Source organism: Nonomuraea bangladeshensis (assembly GCF_039529455.1).
Classification (GTDB): Bacteria; Actinomycetota; Actinomycetes; order Streptosporangiales; family Streptosporangiaceae; genus Nonomuraea; species Nonomuraea bangladeshensis.
Window position 1 is genome coordinate 632507 of record NZ_BAAAMV010000006.1, and the last position, 15156, is coordinate 647662.

At 73.5% G+C, this 15156-nt stretch carries 10 protein-coding genes; 4 read left to right on the top strand and 6 right to left on the bottom strand.

The window, feature by feature from the left end:
- Position 1 precedes the first annotated feature (1 nt).
- Positions 2 to 361 (top strand): metallopeptidase family protein, encoded by a 360-nt coding sequence (locus ABD292_RS22400; RefSeq protein ID WP_344210238.1) that lies wholly within the window; start codon positions 2 to 4, stop codon positions 359 to 361.
- A gap of 2 nt (positions 362 to 363) precedes the next feature.
- On the opposite strand, the gene ABD292_RS22405 is transcribed toward ABD292_RS22400, so the two are convergent.
- From ABD292_RS22405 to ABD292_RS22420, 4 genes are all read right to left on the bottom strand, one after another.
- Positions 364 to 1671 carry a DUF5719 family protein gene (locus tag ABD292_RS22405; protein WP_344210240.1) on the bottom strand — a complete coding sequence of 436 codons (1308 nt, stop codon included), beginning with the start codon at positions 1669 to 1671 and terminating at the stop codon, positions 364 to 366.
- Entirely contained in the window at positions 1668 to 4490 is a 2823-nt protein-coding gene (locus tag ABD292_RS22410) for a glycosyltransferase (RefSeq protein WP_344210242.1), read from the bottom strand. The genes ABD292_RS22405 and ABD292_RS22410 overlap by 4 nt, the downstream gene beginning before the upstream one ends.
- A 114-nt stretch (positions 4491 to 4604) precedes the next feature.
- A complete protein-coding gene (locus ABD292_RS22415; protein WP_020546325.1) occupies positions 4605 to 4865 on the bottom strand; it encodes a WhiB family transcriptional regulator in 261 nt (86 codons plus the stop codon).
- Positions 4866 to 5183: 318 nt separating this feature from the next.
- Positions 5184 to 7466, bottom strand: a complete 2283-nt coding sequence (locus tag ABD292_RS22420; protein WP_344210244.1) for a hypothetical protein — start codon at positions 7464 to 7466, stop codon at positions 5184 to 5186.
- 192 nt (positions 7467 to 7658) lie between these two features.
- On the opposite strand from ABD292_RS22420, the gene cofD reads away from it, so the two are divergent.
- From cofD to ABD292_RS22435, 3 genes are all read left to right on the top strand, one after another.
- Positions 7659 to 8597, top strand: coding sequence for a 2-phospho-L-lactate transferase (gene cofD, locus ABD292_RS22425; RefSeq protein ID WP_344210246.1), 939 nt, complete (start codon positions 7659 to 7661; stop codon positions 8595 to 8597).
- Positions 8594 to 9892 carry a coenzyme F420-0:L-glutamate ligase gene (locus ABD292_RS22430; protein ID WP_344210248.1) on the top strand — a complete coding sequence of 433 codons (1299 nt, stop codon included), beginning with the start codon at positions 8594 to 8596 and terminating at the stop codon, positions 9890 to 9892. Before cofD ends, ABD292_RS22430 begins: the two co-directional genes overlap by 4 nt.
- Positions 9893 to 9998: 106 nt before the next feature.
- Positions 9999 to 10733: a lytic polysaccharide monooxygenase gene (locus ABD292_RS22435; protein WP_344210250.1), complete on the top strand. Its 735-nt coding sequence runs from the start codon at positions 9999 to 10001 to the stop codon at positions 10731 to 10733.
- 58 nt (positions 10734 to 10791) lie between these two features.
- Here the strand turns inward: ABD292_RS22435 and ABD292_RS22440 are convergent, their stop codons facing one another.
- Both ABD292_RS22440 and ABD292_RS22445 read right to left on the bottom strand, forming a co-directional pair.
- The gene (locus ABD292_RS22440; RefSeq protein ID WP_344210252.1) at positions 10792 to 12540 is read right to left on the bottom strand and encodes a substrate-binding and VWA domain-containing protein; all 1749 of its coding nucleotides are present in this window, start codon (positions 12538 to 12540) and stop codon (positions 10792 to 10794) included.
- A 60-nt stretch (positions 12541 to 12600) separates the two neighbouring features.
- Positions 12601 to 15153, bottom strand: a complete 2553-nt coding sequence (locus tag ABD292_RS22445; protein ID WP_344210254.1) for a bifunctional FO biosynthesis protein CofGH — start codon at positions 15151 to 15153, stop codon at positions 12601 to 12603.
- Positions 15154 to 15156 lie beyond the last annotated feature (3 nt).

The following is a 15156-nucleotide window of genomic DNA, read 5'->3' on the forward strand; positions in this document are numbered from 1 at the left end:
GATGGCCAGGTCGCGCAGCGAGCGCTTCGACGACCTCGTGCTCGACGCCGTCGACCGGCTGCGGCCCCGCTGGGAGCGGCAGCTCTCGGCGGTGGAGTTCGCGGTCGAGGATGTGCCGCCGCTCAGCGAGCTGGACGACGGTCCGCGCCTGACCTCCGACCCGATCCCGTTCGGCCGCGCCGACGCCGCCAGCGGCCAGAACCCGGCGGCGGTGGTCGTCTACCGCCGCCCGCTCGAGGCCAGGGCGCGTGACCGTGACACGCTCGGCGCGTTGGTCCACGACACCGTGGTGGAGCAGGTCGCCACGCTGCTCGGCCTCTCCCCCGAGACCGTCGACCCCGGCTACGACGACCGCCGCTGACCTCACGGGGCGACCACGCGCGCGGTGTCCGTGAGCGGGGGCAGCAGGGTCCACACCCGCGCCGGGGCCAGCGGCTGGACGGTGAACATGAGCCCGTCCTTCAGTCGTTCCTCCAGCACCCGGCCGCCGTAGACCTCCCCGGACACCGGGGTCACCACGATCGCGAAGTCGCCGCGCGCCTTGAGCCGGACGCTCCGGGTGCGGTTCGCCGGCACGTCCACGTCGAACGGCGGCTCGGCCGCGCCCTTGCCCGCCACCACCTGGACCCGCACCTTGCCCGCCGCGCCGCCGACCGCCGTGAGCACCAGGCGGGAGCCGGCGCCGTTGCGGGCCACCGCGCTGCCCAGCTCCAGTGACGGCGTGCCGGCGGTGAAGGCGACGTCCTGGTGCTGACCGGTGCCGGTCATGACCACGCCGGCCACGATCGGCACGTTCGAGGTGAGGACGAGGGCCGCCGGCGAGGCGCCGAGCCCGGTGGTGACGTCCGCGGAGACGACGCCGCCGGCCGGCACGTCGAGCGTCTCGCGACCGCGCATCGCGTACTCGGCGTCCTCGCCGACCGCGCGCACCCGCACCACCGCGTCCGTCTCGCCGGGGGCGGCGACGAGGAGCTGCCGGCCTCCGCCGCCGCCCGGGATGCCGGGCACGACCACGCGGGTGGCGGGCGCGGCCGCGGCGGGCAGCCAGTCGACGCCGCCGCTCTCCAGGACGACGCGGGCCGAGACGGCGACCCGGCCGAGGATCGTGGTGACGCCGACGGCCGTGATCTCGGCCGACGGCGCGAGCGTACGCAGGTCGATCGCCCGCTCCCGGCCGGGCGGGATCTCCAGCCCCACACCCTTGTCGCCGGAGACCGGGCCCTCGGGAGCGTGCACCTGCACGTCCACCAGAGCGGGGGCCTTGTCGGCGTTGGCGAGGCGGAGGACCACGTCCGCGTCGGCGGGGCCGGGGCCGAGGAGCCAGGTGACCTGCGCGGGCTCGGTGCAGCGCACCCCGGACAGGCCGCGCTCCGCGCCCCCGGTCGCCCGCACGGTGTAGCCGGCTTCCAGCGCGCCGGGCCCGTCGGTCACGTACGGCGCGCCGCTCTTCATGGTCTCGTACGTCAGCGAACCGGGCAGATGGACGCCGACCTTCTCCCCCTTCGTCCCCGGGCAGACGGCGGTGACCGACTCGACCGGCACCTTGCGCGGGGCGGAGGAGGCCGGGGCCGCCGGGGCGGGGCGGGTGATCCAGGCGAGCCCGTACAGGGCCGCGAGCACGACGGTCACCACCGCGAGGAGGCCGTACCTGTTCTCGACGAAGGTCCTCACGACGCCCTCGCCGCCAGGAGGGGCGCGGCCGGGACGGGCTCGGCGGGCGCCTCCTGCGGGCTCTCGCGCCGGCCGGGCGCGGCGAGGACCACCATGACCAGCACCATCACGCCCTGCGCCCACAACCAGGGCCGGTGCAGGACGCTGTCCGGCTGGACCGGCACGCGGGTGACCGTCTCGGCCAGCCGCCACAGGCCGCCGGACTCCGACAGGCTCAGGCGTTCCAGCGAGGGCTGCGAGTCGAGCGTCCTCGCGAGCCCCGGCGGGACGGGCGGAGCCACCGCGACCATGGCGATGCCCTGCTGGGCCAGGGTGGCCGCGTCGCCGCCGCGCCCGCCGATCAGCCCTTGGGCGGCGGTGGCCACGCGGGCGGCGGCCTCGGCGGGAACGGGCAGCTCGGCCTCGCCGAGCAGCGGCGTACGGCCGTGCAGCACGGTGAAGGCCGTGCCCTTGACGACGAGGGTGCGCTCGCCGTTCTGGCTGCGCGCGGCGGCGAGCGCCGGCAGCACGTCGGGGGCGTCGCCGGTGAGCGGGCCGCGTACGCCGGTGGCCACCCACCAGCCGGCGGCCAGCAGCGGCGTGCTGAAGGCCACCGCCACGACCGCGGTCGCGCCGAGGCGCTGGAGGCCGCCGCCGGCGCGCAGCTCGGCCAGGCGGTGCGCGGTCAGGGCGACGAGCACGACCAGCCCGGTGCCGGCGAACGCGAGCGGCACTCCCGGCCAGGCCCGCGCCCCCTCGATCTCGACGCGGCTGACCAGGATCGCGACCAGCGTGCCGTACAGGGCGACGCCCCAGCCGATGGCGACGATCGTCCGCTGGCGGCGCATGAGCAGCGCGGCCAGCGCCGTCACGAGCAGGCCCGCGGTCACCCAGAACGGCGGCAGTCCCGGCCCTCCGGGGGCGAGCGCGAGCAGCGACTCGGGCGCGAGCGCGGGATCGACCAGGGCGGGGTCGTGCAGCCCGGCCTCACGCAGGATCCGTCCCGGCTCCGTCACGAGCCCGGCCAGCCAGGGGAACAGCAGCGCCACCGGCACGAGCAGCGCGATGGCGACGGACGTCACCGCGCCACGCGGCCGCCGCACCGCGAGCGCGGCCCCGCCGAGCAGCGCGACCATCGGGTACGTCAGCGGCACGAACGCCGTACCGACCGCCAGCAGCAGCCCGAGCGCCCAGGCGGCGCGGCGGGCGCGGCGCGGCTCGGCGGACAGCAGGGTCGTGCCGAGCGAGGCGTAGACCGGCACGAGCACGAACACCACGGCCGTGCCCAGCCGCCCGGCCGCGATGGCGCCGGTCGCGACGGGCAGCAGCGCGTACGTGCCGGCCGCCCACGCCCGCGCCGGCACCGCCGGGACGACGTGCCTGGTGGCGAGGTACGCGGCGGCCCCGGCCAGCGGCACCGAGCCGAGCAGCAGCACCGACACGGCCAGCCAGGTCTTGCCGAGCGCCAGCGTGGACAGGGCCGCGACGACCGCCACGTAGGGCGGGGCCCAGGCGTCGGAGCCGAGCCCGACGCCGTCGTGGAAGCCTTCGGTGTAGAACGCCCACAGATCGCCCGCGCCGCCGGTGACCGGCACCAGCGCTCCCCCGCCGAGCCGGTCGCCGAGCAGCAGGGAGCGTTCGGCGACCAGCGAGACGGCGGCCAGCGCGAGCATGAGGACGACGCCGGGCCTGGACAGGAACCGTTTGACCGCGCCGCTGTCGTCCGGCGCGAGCGCCTGCTCCTCGTCCTCTCCTGAAGAGGAGGCGGCGTGGTGGTGGCGGCCGGCGGCGTCCACGGGCGCTCCGCCGGCGAGGAAGCTCTGCACCATGTCGACCAGCCGGCGGTAGGCCGCGCCCGGCGGGGTCATCAACCGCTTTACGCGTATATATCCCTTCTTGCGGCCGTAACTGCGGGCCCGGCGCGCCCGCATCAGCCGGAAGGGATGCACCAGCACCGACCCCATCGCGACCAGCTCGTCCAGCGCGTTCGCCGGCTGCTTGCCCACGATGAACAGCAGCGTGCGGAAGGCCGAGCCGAGCACGTTCCGCAGCAGCGCCCAGAGCATCGCGCGGAACGGCAGGTTCGCCATGACCACGAAGATCGCGTTACGCCGGTCGAGCCGGCGGGGGTGGTCGCCGCTCACCGTCACGCGCCGCCGCCGGCGGGCCGCCGCCTCCGCGTGCCAGGCCACGGCCGACGTCGTGACCAGCACCTTGTGCCCGGCGTTGCGGATGCGCCAGCACAGGTCGAGGTCGTCGCGGAACAACGGCAGGAACGGGTCGAGCCCGCCCACCGTCTCCCACACGTCGCGGCGGACCAGCATCCCGGCCGTGGAGACCGACATGACCTCGCGGACGCCGTCGTGCTGCCCCTGGTCGAACTCGTGCGGCTCCAGCCCGGTGTCCCTGCGGCCGGTACGGCCCACCGTCACGCCCAGCTCCAGCAGGCGGCGGCGGTCGAGCCAGTCGCGCAGCTTGGGGCCGACCACGGCGGCCTTCGGCTCCTGCCCGGCCACGGCGAGCAGGGCCTCCAGCGCCCACCGGTCGGGGGCGCAGTCGTCGTGGAGCAGCCAGATCCACTCGTCGGGTCCCGCGGAGGGAAGGCGGCCGAGCGCCTCGGCGACCGACTCGGCGAAGGCGGCCGAACGGGGCAGGGAGATCACGTTGCCACGGCCGAGCGCCTGGGCCAGCAGGTCGGCCGAGCCGTCCCTGCTGCCGTTGTCGACGCCGATCACGCGGTCGGGCCTGCGGCTCTGGCTCACCAGCGCCCGCAGCGTCTCCCCCAGCCAGCGCCCGCCGTCGTGCGCGACGACGACCACGGTGACGTAGGGACGGGACATGTGCAGGTGACTCCTGGGGGGTTGATCAGGCGCGCCCACCTTACATGCCGAAGCAGTCAGAAAACGCGAAAAAGGGTCACGTGGGCGGACCCACGTGACCCTTCCTCCTCTATGTCAAACGGCCTGGCGCTTGATCCGTCTGCGCTCCCGTTCGGACAGTCCACCCCAGATGCCGAACCGCTCATCGTGCTCGAGTGCGTACTCCAAACACTCCGCACGGACCTCGCACGATCGGCAGACCTTCTTGGCCTCTCGGGTGGAGCCGCCCTTCTCAGGGAAGAACGCCTCCGGATCGGTCTGCGCGCACAACGCGCGCTCCTGCCAGCCAAGTTCTTCAGCGTCAAGCTGATCCTGTGCGATGACCGGATCGGTCACTGCACACCTCCCTGCCGCCCGCCCGCAATGGAGCCCCCCATGAACGCCTTCCTTATTACCCACCCACGGGAAGGCATAACAACATGGCTGTAATTACACGCGCGTGCGCTGTCCGGCGTCAAGCGGCATGCAGGTATCCGGGGAAAGACCAGATCTCGCCCCGGTGTGCTTGGCATGTGATGTTCTCGCCCGGACGAACCCGCCTGAAACATGGGCTCGCCAGGGGTCGTTCAACCTGTCAGCGGTCCGAACCGTACCAGGGCGGGATAGACACCCGCCCGTGGCCCACCTTCTCTCTAGCCGTCCATTGCCGGTTCGTTACCTGCGTGGCTCGTTGGGGGTGTATATGGCAGTCGGGTTGATCGGGTCGTCTCCAGGACGGCCCTGGTCACCGAGGGCGTCGCCGCGCAGCTGCGGCTGGTCGAGCCGCATCGTCGACTCGGTCTGGCCCTCGTTCCACGCGGGGGCGGCGGGAGCGGCCGGGGCCTGATGGGCCGGCTGGTACGGGCGCGGCTCGTAGCCGCCCTGCTGCTGCGGCTGCGGCTGCTGCGGGTGGCCGAAGGGGGTCTCGTACGCGCGCGACTGGTACGTCTCCGCCTGCTGGTAGGCGTCGAGGAGCTGCTGGGAACGCGGGTCCACGGGCGGGTCGGGCTCCTGGTAGGCGGGAGCGCCGGTCGCGGCGAACTCGGCGCCGGAGTAGCCCGTGAGGGGGCTGCCGCCCTGCTGCGGCTGGTCGAACGCGCTCTGACCGTAGTACGCCTGCTGCTGCGGCGGCTGGAACGAGACGTTCGGGGAGGTCTCACCCGTGGGGTAGGACTGGTCGGCCGGGGTGGCGAAGGAGTCCGGGGGCGCGTACGGGTTGGGGCTCTGGTGGCCGTACAGGGTGGGCTGGCTGTCCGCGGGGACGTACGGGGCGGGCTGGTACTCGACGGGGGGCGGGGTGTTGTAGTCGGGGGACGGCGCGGGGGTGGCGTAGTCCGGGAGGGAGTGGGCGGGGGCGGCCGGGCGGTCGACGGTGGGGGCCGTGTCCGCGGGCGCGTAGGAGTGCTGGCCGAACAGCTGCTGGTCCTGGCCGCCGAAGGGCTGCGGGTCCTGGCCGAACTGCGGCTGGCTCTGGGGGAACGGCTGCGGGTCCTGGGCGAAGCCGGGGTTGGTGCCGTATCCGCCGGCGTCCTGGGCGCCGAGGCCCTGCGGGGGCGCGTAGGGCGAGTCGGCGGGCTGGCCGCCGAAGCCCTGATGGGGCTGCTGATCGGCCGCGGCGGCCGGAAGGGCGCCCCGGACCTGGGGGTACGCCTGGTCGGTGGCCTGCGGCGGCTGGGGGGCGTAGGCGGGCTGCTGAGGGTCGGCGGGCGGGGCGTACTGGCCGCCGGGCAAGGAGTGCTGGCCGGACAACGGCTGGGGCTGGGGCTGGGGCGACAGCGGCTGGGGCTGGCCCGGCACGGGGTGCTGCCCGGACGGCGGCTGCTGGCCGTAAGCGGGCAGGTGCTCGGGCTGGCCGGGGGCGGGCTGTCCGGGCATCGGCTGCTGGCCGGAGAGCGGCTGGCGGCCGTAGGCGGGCAGGTGCTCCGGCTGACCCGGCACGGGTTGCCCGGGGACCGGCTGCTGGCCGGGGAGGAACTGCGGGCCGGGTACGGGCTGCTGCCCCGTCGGGGGCTGCTGGCCGTAACCGGCGGCGGCAGGCTGCTCGTACTGCGCCGCAACAGGCGGCTGCCCGTAACCGGGGACGGGCTCGTAACCAGGGGCGGGCTGGTCCTGCGGGCCGTAACCGGGGGCGGGCTGGTCCTGCTGAGGGCCGTAACCGGGCGCGGGCTGATCCTGGGGACCGTAGCCGGGGGCGGGCTGGTCCTGCGGGCCGCCGTAGCCGGGGGCCGGCTGGTCCTGGGAGGCGGGGTGCTGGCCGGGTGAGGGCTGGAGGGCCGGGGGCTGGGGGGCCGGGGGCTGCTGGCCGTAGCCGGCCTGCTGGGGCTGGCCGAACTGCTGGTCCTGCTGGCCGAACTGCTGGTCCTGCTGGCCGAACGCCTGATCCGGGCGGCCGAACGACTGATCCTGCGGGCCGAACGACTGGTCCTGCTGGCCGAACCCCTGGTCCTGCTGACCGAAAGCCTGGTCCTGCGGGCCGCCGAAGCCCGGCTGTGGCTGGCCGGAGTGGCCCTGGTAGACCGGGGCGACCGGCCGCGCGGGCAGCGCCTGCGGGATGAGGTACACGAGCGCCAGCCCCGTCAGGGCCAGCCGGGGCACCCCGAGGAGCACGAACTCGACGGTCGGCCGGGCGCCGTCACCGGCGAACAGCCCGAGCAGCAGCGCCAGCATCCCGAACAGGGAGGCGAGCAGCAGCCCGACGGCCGCCCCGTACGTGATGGGCTTGGCCTTGTCCGACGGCGTGCCGATCTTGGTGACGAGGAGCACCGCCCCGAGCAGCAACGCGGTCACGACCGGGTCGGTGAGTCCGAAGAAGTTCGAGGCCGCGCGACCGGTGAAGGTCGAGCTGGACGACGAGCCGATGAGGAGGTGCCCGATCGCCAGCAGCACGCTCGTCAGTCCGGCGACGAGCATGATCCAGGCGGCCGGCTCCCGCAGCCGCGTGACGTCAATTTTGCTCACAGCTAACCCCCAACGGACCCTTTGGCCCGAAGGGAGTTTGCCACATTACCCCGTCAAACGTCGGGCGTCCCAGCAACCCCTTACATCTCAATTCGGCCTATACCTGCAAGTACACGGTTGCAGCCGGTGAAAATCCGCACCCTCGGGCGACCGGTGAAAGGCCGGTGAAAGGCCAGTGGAAGACTGAGGGACATGCACATCGTGTCACTCGCCGGCGGCATCGGCGGCGCCCGTTTCCTGCGCGGTCTGCGCGCGACCGAGCCGGACGCCACGATCACCGTGATCGGCAACACCGGTGACGACATCACGCTGTTCGGGCTGCGGGTCTGCCCCGACCTCGACACCGTGATGTACACCCTGGGCGGCGGCATCGACGAGGAGCAGGGCTGGGGCCGGGCCAAGGAGTCCCACGTGGTCAAGGAGGAGCTGGCCGCGTACGGCGTGGAGCCGCAGTGGTTCGGCCTCGGCGACCGCGACTTCGCCACTCACATCGTCCGCTCGCAGATGCTGGAGGCCGGCTACCCGCTCTCGCAGATCACCGAGGCGCTGTGCACGCGCTGGCAGCCGGGCGTGCGCCTGCTGCCGATGACCGACGACCGCTGCGAGACCCACGTGGTGATCGAGGACGAGCGCGGCAAGCGCGCCGTGCACTTCCAGGAGTGGTGGGTACGGCTGCGCGCCTCGGTGCCCGCCCAGTCGTTCGCGCTGGTGGGGGTCGATCAGGCGAAGCCGGCGCCGGGCGTGCTCGACGCGATCCGGCAGGCCGACGTGGTGATCCTGCCGCCGTCCAACCCGGTCGTGAGCATCGGCACCATCCTCCAGGTCCCGGGGATCCGCGAGGCGCTGCTGCCCAAGACCGTCGTCGGGGTGTCGCCGATCATCGGCGGCGCGCCGGTGCGCGGCATGGCCGACGCCTGCCTGACCGCCATCGGCGTGGAGACGAGCGCGCAGGCCGTGCTGGAGCTCTACGGCTCCGACCTGATCGACGGCTGGCTCGTGGCCGAGGAGGACGCCGGGGTGGCGCTCGACGGCGTACGGGTCGTGGCCCGTCCCATCCTCATGCACGACGCCGAGGCCGCGGCCGGCATCGCCCGCACCGCACTCGACCTGGCCCTGGAGCTCTCCCGATGACCCTGACCCCCCAGCAGCCCCCCACCGTCGAGGTGATCGCCGTCCAGGGCATCGGCGAGGTGCGCGAGGGCGACGACGTGGCCGCCCTGCTGGGCGGCGCCGAGGTGCGTGACGGCGACATCGTCGTGGTCACCTCGAAGATCGTGAGCAAGGCCGAGGGCCGCGTCCGCCACGCCCCCGACCGCTCCCGGGCCATCGCCGACGAGACCGAGCGCGTGGTCGCCCGGCGCGGCGACACCGTGATCTCCCAGACCCGGCACGGCTTCGTGATGGCCGCCGCCGGGGTCGACGCCTCCAACACCGAGCCGGGCACCGTCCTGCTCCTGCCCGAGGACCCGGACGCCTCGGCCCGGCGCATCCGGGCGGGCCTCGCGGAGCGGACCGGGGTGCGGGCCGGGGTGATCGTCTCCGACACGTTCGGCCGGCCGTGGCGCAACGGGCTGACCGACGTGGCGATCGGCGTGGCGGGCGTGCGCCCGCTCGACGACTTCCGCGGCCGGTCCGACGCCTACGGCAACGAGCTGAGCGCGACCGTGACGGCGCTGGCCGACGAGATCGCCGGCGCGGCCGAGCTGGTCAAGGGCAAGCTCGACGGGGTGCCGGTGGCGATCGTCCGCGGGCTCGCCCACCTGGTGACCGACGACGAAGGCCCGGGGGTCGCGCCGCTGGTGCGACCGGCCGACGAGGACCTGTTCCGCTACGGCTCGCGGGACGTCGTCTTCGCCCGCCGTACGATCAGGGAGTTCTCCGCCGAGCCCGTCGATCCGCAGGCCGTGCGGCGGGCGGTGGCGGCGGGAATCGCCGCGCCCGCGCCGCACCACACCACCCCGTGGCGGTTCGTGCTGGTCGAGTCGCCCGAGACGCGTACGAAACTGCTCGACGCGATGCGCGAGGCTTGGATCGCCGACCTCCGGGGCGACGGTTTCAGCGAGGAGTCGATCGCCAAGCGGGTGCGCCGGGGCGACGTGCTGCGCAACGCGCCCTACCTGGTGGTGCCGTGCCTGGTGATGGAGGGCTCGCACACCTACCGCGACGAGCGGCGCAACGCCGCCGAGCGGGAGATGTTCGTGGTGGCGACCGGCGCGGGGGTGGAGAACTTCCTCGTCCAGCTGGCCGTCGAGGGGCTGGGCTCGGCATGGGTGTCGTCCACGATGTTCTGCCGGCCGGTGGTGCGCGAGGTGCTCGACCTGCCCGCCGCGTGGGACCCGATGGGCTGCGTGGCCGTGGGGCACGCCGCCGCGCCGCCGCGTGACCGGGCGCCGCGCGATCCGGCCGATTTCATCGTGACGCGCTGACCTGGCCGTACTGACCGGAGCCCGCACGCCCGGTCAGCCAGCCATTTACCGTTAGGAAAGTTTCCTTTACATTTGGAGCATCCCCCCATGTAAAGGAGCCGCTTTCATGCGAAGGATGCTCACGTTGGTCGCCGTGGCGGCGATGGCCATCGCCGCCACGGTCTTCAACACCGGCCCCGCCCTGGCTCACGGCTACGTCAACTCGCCGCCCAGCCGGCAGGCCAACTGCGCCCAGGGCAAGGTGCCCGACTGCGGCAACATCGTCTACGAGCCGCAGAGCGTCGAGGGCCCGAAGGGCCTGCGCACCTGCAACGCCAACCTGGGGCAGTTCGCCCAGCTCAACGACGACAGCAAGCCCTGGCCGGTGGCGTCGGTGGGCACCATGGTGACCTTCACCTGGACGTTCACCGCCCGGCACGCGACCGCGAACTACCAGTACTACATCGGCAACACCAAGGTCGCCGAGTTCAGCGGCAACAACCAGCAGCCGCCCGCGACGGTCTCGCACACCGTGAACCTGTCCGGCTTCACCGGCCGCCAGAAGGTCCTGGCGATCTGGAACATCTCCGACACCGCCAACGCCTTCTACTCCTGCATCGACCTGCAGGTCGGCGGGGGCGGCAACCCGTCCCCGACCGCCACCCCCACCGTGACCAGGACGCCCACCCCGACCGCGACGCCGACCACCACCGCCCCGTCGGGCACGTGGCGCGCGGGCGTGGCGTACGCGGTCGGCAACACGGTCACCTACAACGGCGTCACCTACCGGTGCGTCCAGGCTCACACCTCGCTCGCCGGGTGGGAGCCGCCGAACGTCCCGGCGCTCTGGCAGCGCGTGTGACCCGCTGATCGGGAAGGGGACGCTCCGCCAGGGGCGTCCCCTCTCTCATGCGGCCTCTTTATGCGGGGGGCTTGCAGGTGGGGTGGCACAGGCGGCGGGCCAGCGCCGCGAGGAAGACGTCGATGATCTCGTCCGGCCGCTGCGCCTCGTGCAGGGAGCCGTTCGTGGCGGCGGTGATCTGGCCGAGCGCCGCGCGGTCCACGCCGGAGCCGAAGGCGATGACGATGATCTGCACCGGCCGGTCGGGCCGCCATTCGCGGCGCAGCGTGTCCACCAGCCGCTCGCGGCTGATGCCCTTGCCGTCGTCCTTGCCCGCCGTGATCACCAGCAGCGTGTTGTTCATCTCCTCGCGGTACTCGCCGCTCACCCGGCGGAAGCCGCTGAGCACGGCGTCGTAGAGCGAGCTCGGCCGCGTGGGATGAGCGGTGATGGTGGCGGTGGCCTCCTCCAGGCGGCTGCGCCGGACGACCTGCCCGCGTTCGGGCTCGTTGATGGGCCCGAGCCCGACCAGCTCCCGGTAGCCCCTGACCTGCCCCAGCCCGCCGGCGAACTCCCACAGCCCCATGTGCGTGGACACCGGGAAGAGCTGGAGCCCGATCCTGGCGGCCTCCAGCGCCACCTGCACGCGGGTGCTGCCCTTCAGCGGCTCGGCCATGTGCTTGCTGGTGTCGGCCAGCACCAGGATGTTGGTGGGCGGGGCGAGCCGGCTCCAGGCGCGCAGCGCCTCGTCGATGTCCTGCGGGGTGACGGACGTGCGCACCTTGGGGGCGGCCGTGGGGAGCAGCGGCCCCGGCGAGATCGGCCCTTCCTTGCCGTCGCCCGACCGGAACCCGGCCCGCCGCACGATCTGCTGCGCCTCCGGCCCCGTCAGCCAGTCAGCGAACGCGGTGGACGCCTCGGCCGCCACCGGGTCGGTGGCGGTGACGACGTAGGGGTAGTCGAGGTCGATGGTCCCCTCGCGCGGGTGCAGCGCCACGACCGGGTCGGCGGAGGGCCGCTGGTTGTGGTTCCACACGGACTGCTCGGGCACGATGACCACCGGCCGCTGCCAGAACGTACGGTCGTCCACGGCCGCCAGCATGCTGCGGTAGTCGGGGGCCGACCCCGCCTGCGCCCAGCGGACGAACGCGGTCAGCGCCTTGTCGGCCTCGGGCCCGGTGCCGACCACGTCGCGGGCGGCGGCCACGGTCGCGATGCCGGCCCCGGCCAGCGAGGGGTCGGGCACGCGTACGACGTCGGGCTCCTCGTCGGTGGGCGTCAGCCGCCCGCGCGCGGTGGACGGGAAGACCATCCGCCAGTTCATCTCGGTGTTGCCCACGGAGAAGCGCCGCGCCAGCGACTGCCGTGTGGCGAACACCAGCGGCGAGGTCGCGACGACGCTCTCCCCGGACGGCAGCGAGCTGGCCCCCTGCTGGCGGGCCAGCCGGATCCAGGCCGAGGAGTCGGCGATCCACCCGTCGGGCCGCTCGCGCAGCACGCCCGCGCGGTCGCCGATGAGCGTGCGCAGGACGGTGGCCGGCGGCTGCTCGGTCACCTGGACGAGCACGCACCGGCCGCCCACGGACGCCTTGGTGTCGTTGAACCGCCCGGCCGCCTCCATGACGGCGGGCGCGACGTCCACCGCCGCCGCGACGCTGACCAGCACGGGCTCCCGTGTGGAGCACAGCGCGCCCGCGCCGCCGAACACCACGGTCAGCGAGGCGACGACGATGGCCACGGCCGCGAGCCCGGCCAGCACGCCACGCCGTAACGCCTTCTTGCGCCGCTGCTCGGTGGAGAGCGCGGCGCGATGCCGACCCAACCGCACGTGCCGATTCTGTCAGGGACCCGCACTCGGGGCGCAACCCGTTGTTAGAACAAGTTACAACTACGCGAGGGGCAGCACCCGCCGCACGCTCTGGCACACGCCGTCGCTCGCCGCCGAGGCGGCCAGCCGCTCCGCCGACGGGACGCCGTACTCGGTGGTGCGCTGGCGCACCGGCCGCCCGGTGACCTCCACCATGGCGCGCAGCTCGCTGATCGTCTTGTACGAGCCGTTCTCCGAGCCCGCCATGCGGCTGATGGTCTCCTCCATGAGCGTGCCGCCGAGGTCGTTGACGCCGCCCTGGAGCACCTGCCGGCACAGATCGTCCTGGAGCTTCACCCACGAGCACTGGATGTTGCCGATCGCGCCGTGCAACAGGATCCTGGCCAGGGCGTGCACGGCCCGGTTCTCGCGCGCCGTGGGGCCGGGGCGGGCGATGCCGGCCAGGTAGATCGGCGCGCTCGTGTGCACGAACGGCAGCAGCACGAACTCCGAGAACCCGCCGGTCTCCTCCTGCAGCCGCCGGATCAGCTTGATGTGCCTGACCCAGTGCAGGTGGTTGTCCACGTGGCCGTACATCATCGTGGACGTGGTCGGGATGCCCACCTTGTGCGCCGTGGTGATGACGTCGATCCACTCCTTGGCCGGCAGCTTGCCCTTGGTGAGCACCCAGCGCACGTCGTCGTCCAGGATCTCGGCCGCCGTGCCCGGCAGCGAGTCCACCCCGGCCTCCTTGGCGGCCTCCAGCCACTCCCGTACGGACAGGTTCGTCCTGGACGCCCCGTTGATGACCTCCATCGGGGAGAAGGCGTGCACGTGCATGTCGGGCGTGCGGGCCTTGACCGCCTTCGCGATGTCGAAGTACGCGGTCCCCGGCAGGTCGGGGTGGATGCCGCCCTGCATGCACACCTCGGTCGCGCCGGCCTCCCACGCCTCCTGCGCCCGGTCGGCCACCTGGTCCAGGCTCAGCGTGTACGCGTCCGCGTCCGTACGCCGCTGCGCGAACGCGCAGAACCGGCAGCCGGTGTAGCAGACGTTGGTGAAGTTGATGTTCCTGTTGACCACGTAGGTGACGTCGTCGCCCACCGCCTGCCGCCGAAGGTCGTCGGCGATGGCGGCCAGCTCCTCCAGCGCCTCCCCGTCCGCGCCGAGCAGCGCCACGGCCTCGTCGTCGGTGAGCCCGGCCGGGTCGGCCGCCGCCCTGCGCAGCGCCTGCCGCACGTCGCCCGGCGTCGTGGGCGTCGCCGTGCCGAGGCGGTCCTTCAGCGCCTCCCAGTCGCCGTAGACGTGGTCGAAGTCGGCGCGCCGGTCGTGCGTGCGCCCGTCGGTGTCCACCTCGACGTGCAGGTCCACCCGTCCGGCCGGGACGAAGCCGCCGTCCGGCTCCTGCCACGGACGGCCTTCGAGCACGGCGTCCTCGCGGGCCAGGCCGGTCGCCGGGTCGGCGAGCGCGGCCACGTGGGCGGACAGGCGCGGGTCCAGCCAGGGCTCGCCGGCCAGCACGTACTCGGGGTAGATGGTCAGGCGCTCGCGCAGCGCGAACCCGGCGGCGGCGGTGCGGGCCGCCAGCTCCTCGATCTGCGGCCAGGGCCGCTCCGGGTTGACGTGGTCGGGGGTGAGCGGGGAGACGCCGCCCCAGTCGTCGATGCCGGCGCGGAGCATGAGCGCGTACTCGGCGTCCACCAGGTTCGGCGGGGCCTGGACGCGGGCCTTCGGGCCGAGCACCAGGCGCGTGACGGCGATGGTGGCGGCCAGCTCCTGGAGGTCGGCGTCGGGCATGCCGCGCATCGCGGTGTCCGGCTTGGCGCGGAAGTTCTGGACGATGACCTCCTGGACGCCGCCGTACTCGCGGGCCACCCGCCGGATCGCGAAGATCGACTCGGCCCGGTCCTGTACGGTCTCCCCGATCCCGATGAGGATGCCGGTGGTGAACGGCACGTTGCTGCGCCCGGCGTCCTCCAGCACCCGCAGCCGCACCGCCGGGTCCTTGTCCGGCGAGCCGTAGTGGGGCTGTCCCTTCTCCTCGAACAACCGCCGCGACGTCGTCTCCAGCATCATCCCCATGGACGGCGCGACGGGCTTGAGCCGCTGCAGGTCCCGCCAGCTCATCACCCCGGGGTTGAGGTGCGGCAGCAGCCCGGTCTCCTCCAGCACCCTGATCGCCATGGCCCGCACGTACGACAGCGTGTCGTCGTAGCCGTGCGCGTCCAGCCACTCGCGGGCCTGGTGCCAGCGGTCCTCCGGCCGGTCCCCCAGCGTGAACAACGCCTCCTTGCACCCCATCGCCGCGCCCTGCCTGGCGATCTCCAGCACCTCGTCCGGGCTCAGGAAGGGCGAGTCAAGCTTGTGCGGCGCGGTGGCGAACGTGCAGTAGCCGCACCGGTCCCGGCACAACCTGGTCAGCGGGATGAACACCTTCCTGCTGTAGGTGACGACGCCGGGCCGTCCTGCGGCCTCGAGGCCGGCGTCGCGGACGCGGGAGGCGTGCTCAAGGAGGGCGTCGAGGTGCTCGTCCCGCGCGTGCAGCAGCACGGTCGCCTCGGTGACGTCGAGGGTCTTGCCGTCGCGGGCGCGGGCGAGAGCGCGGCGGAGCGCGGAATCGTTCACGGGACTCATACA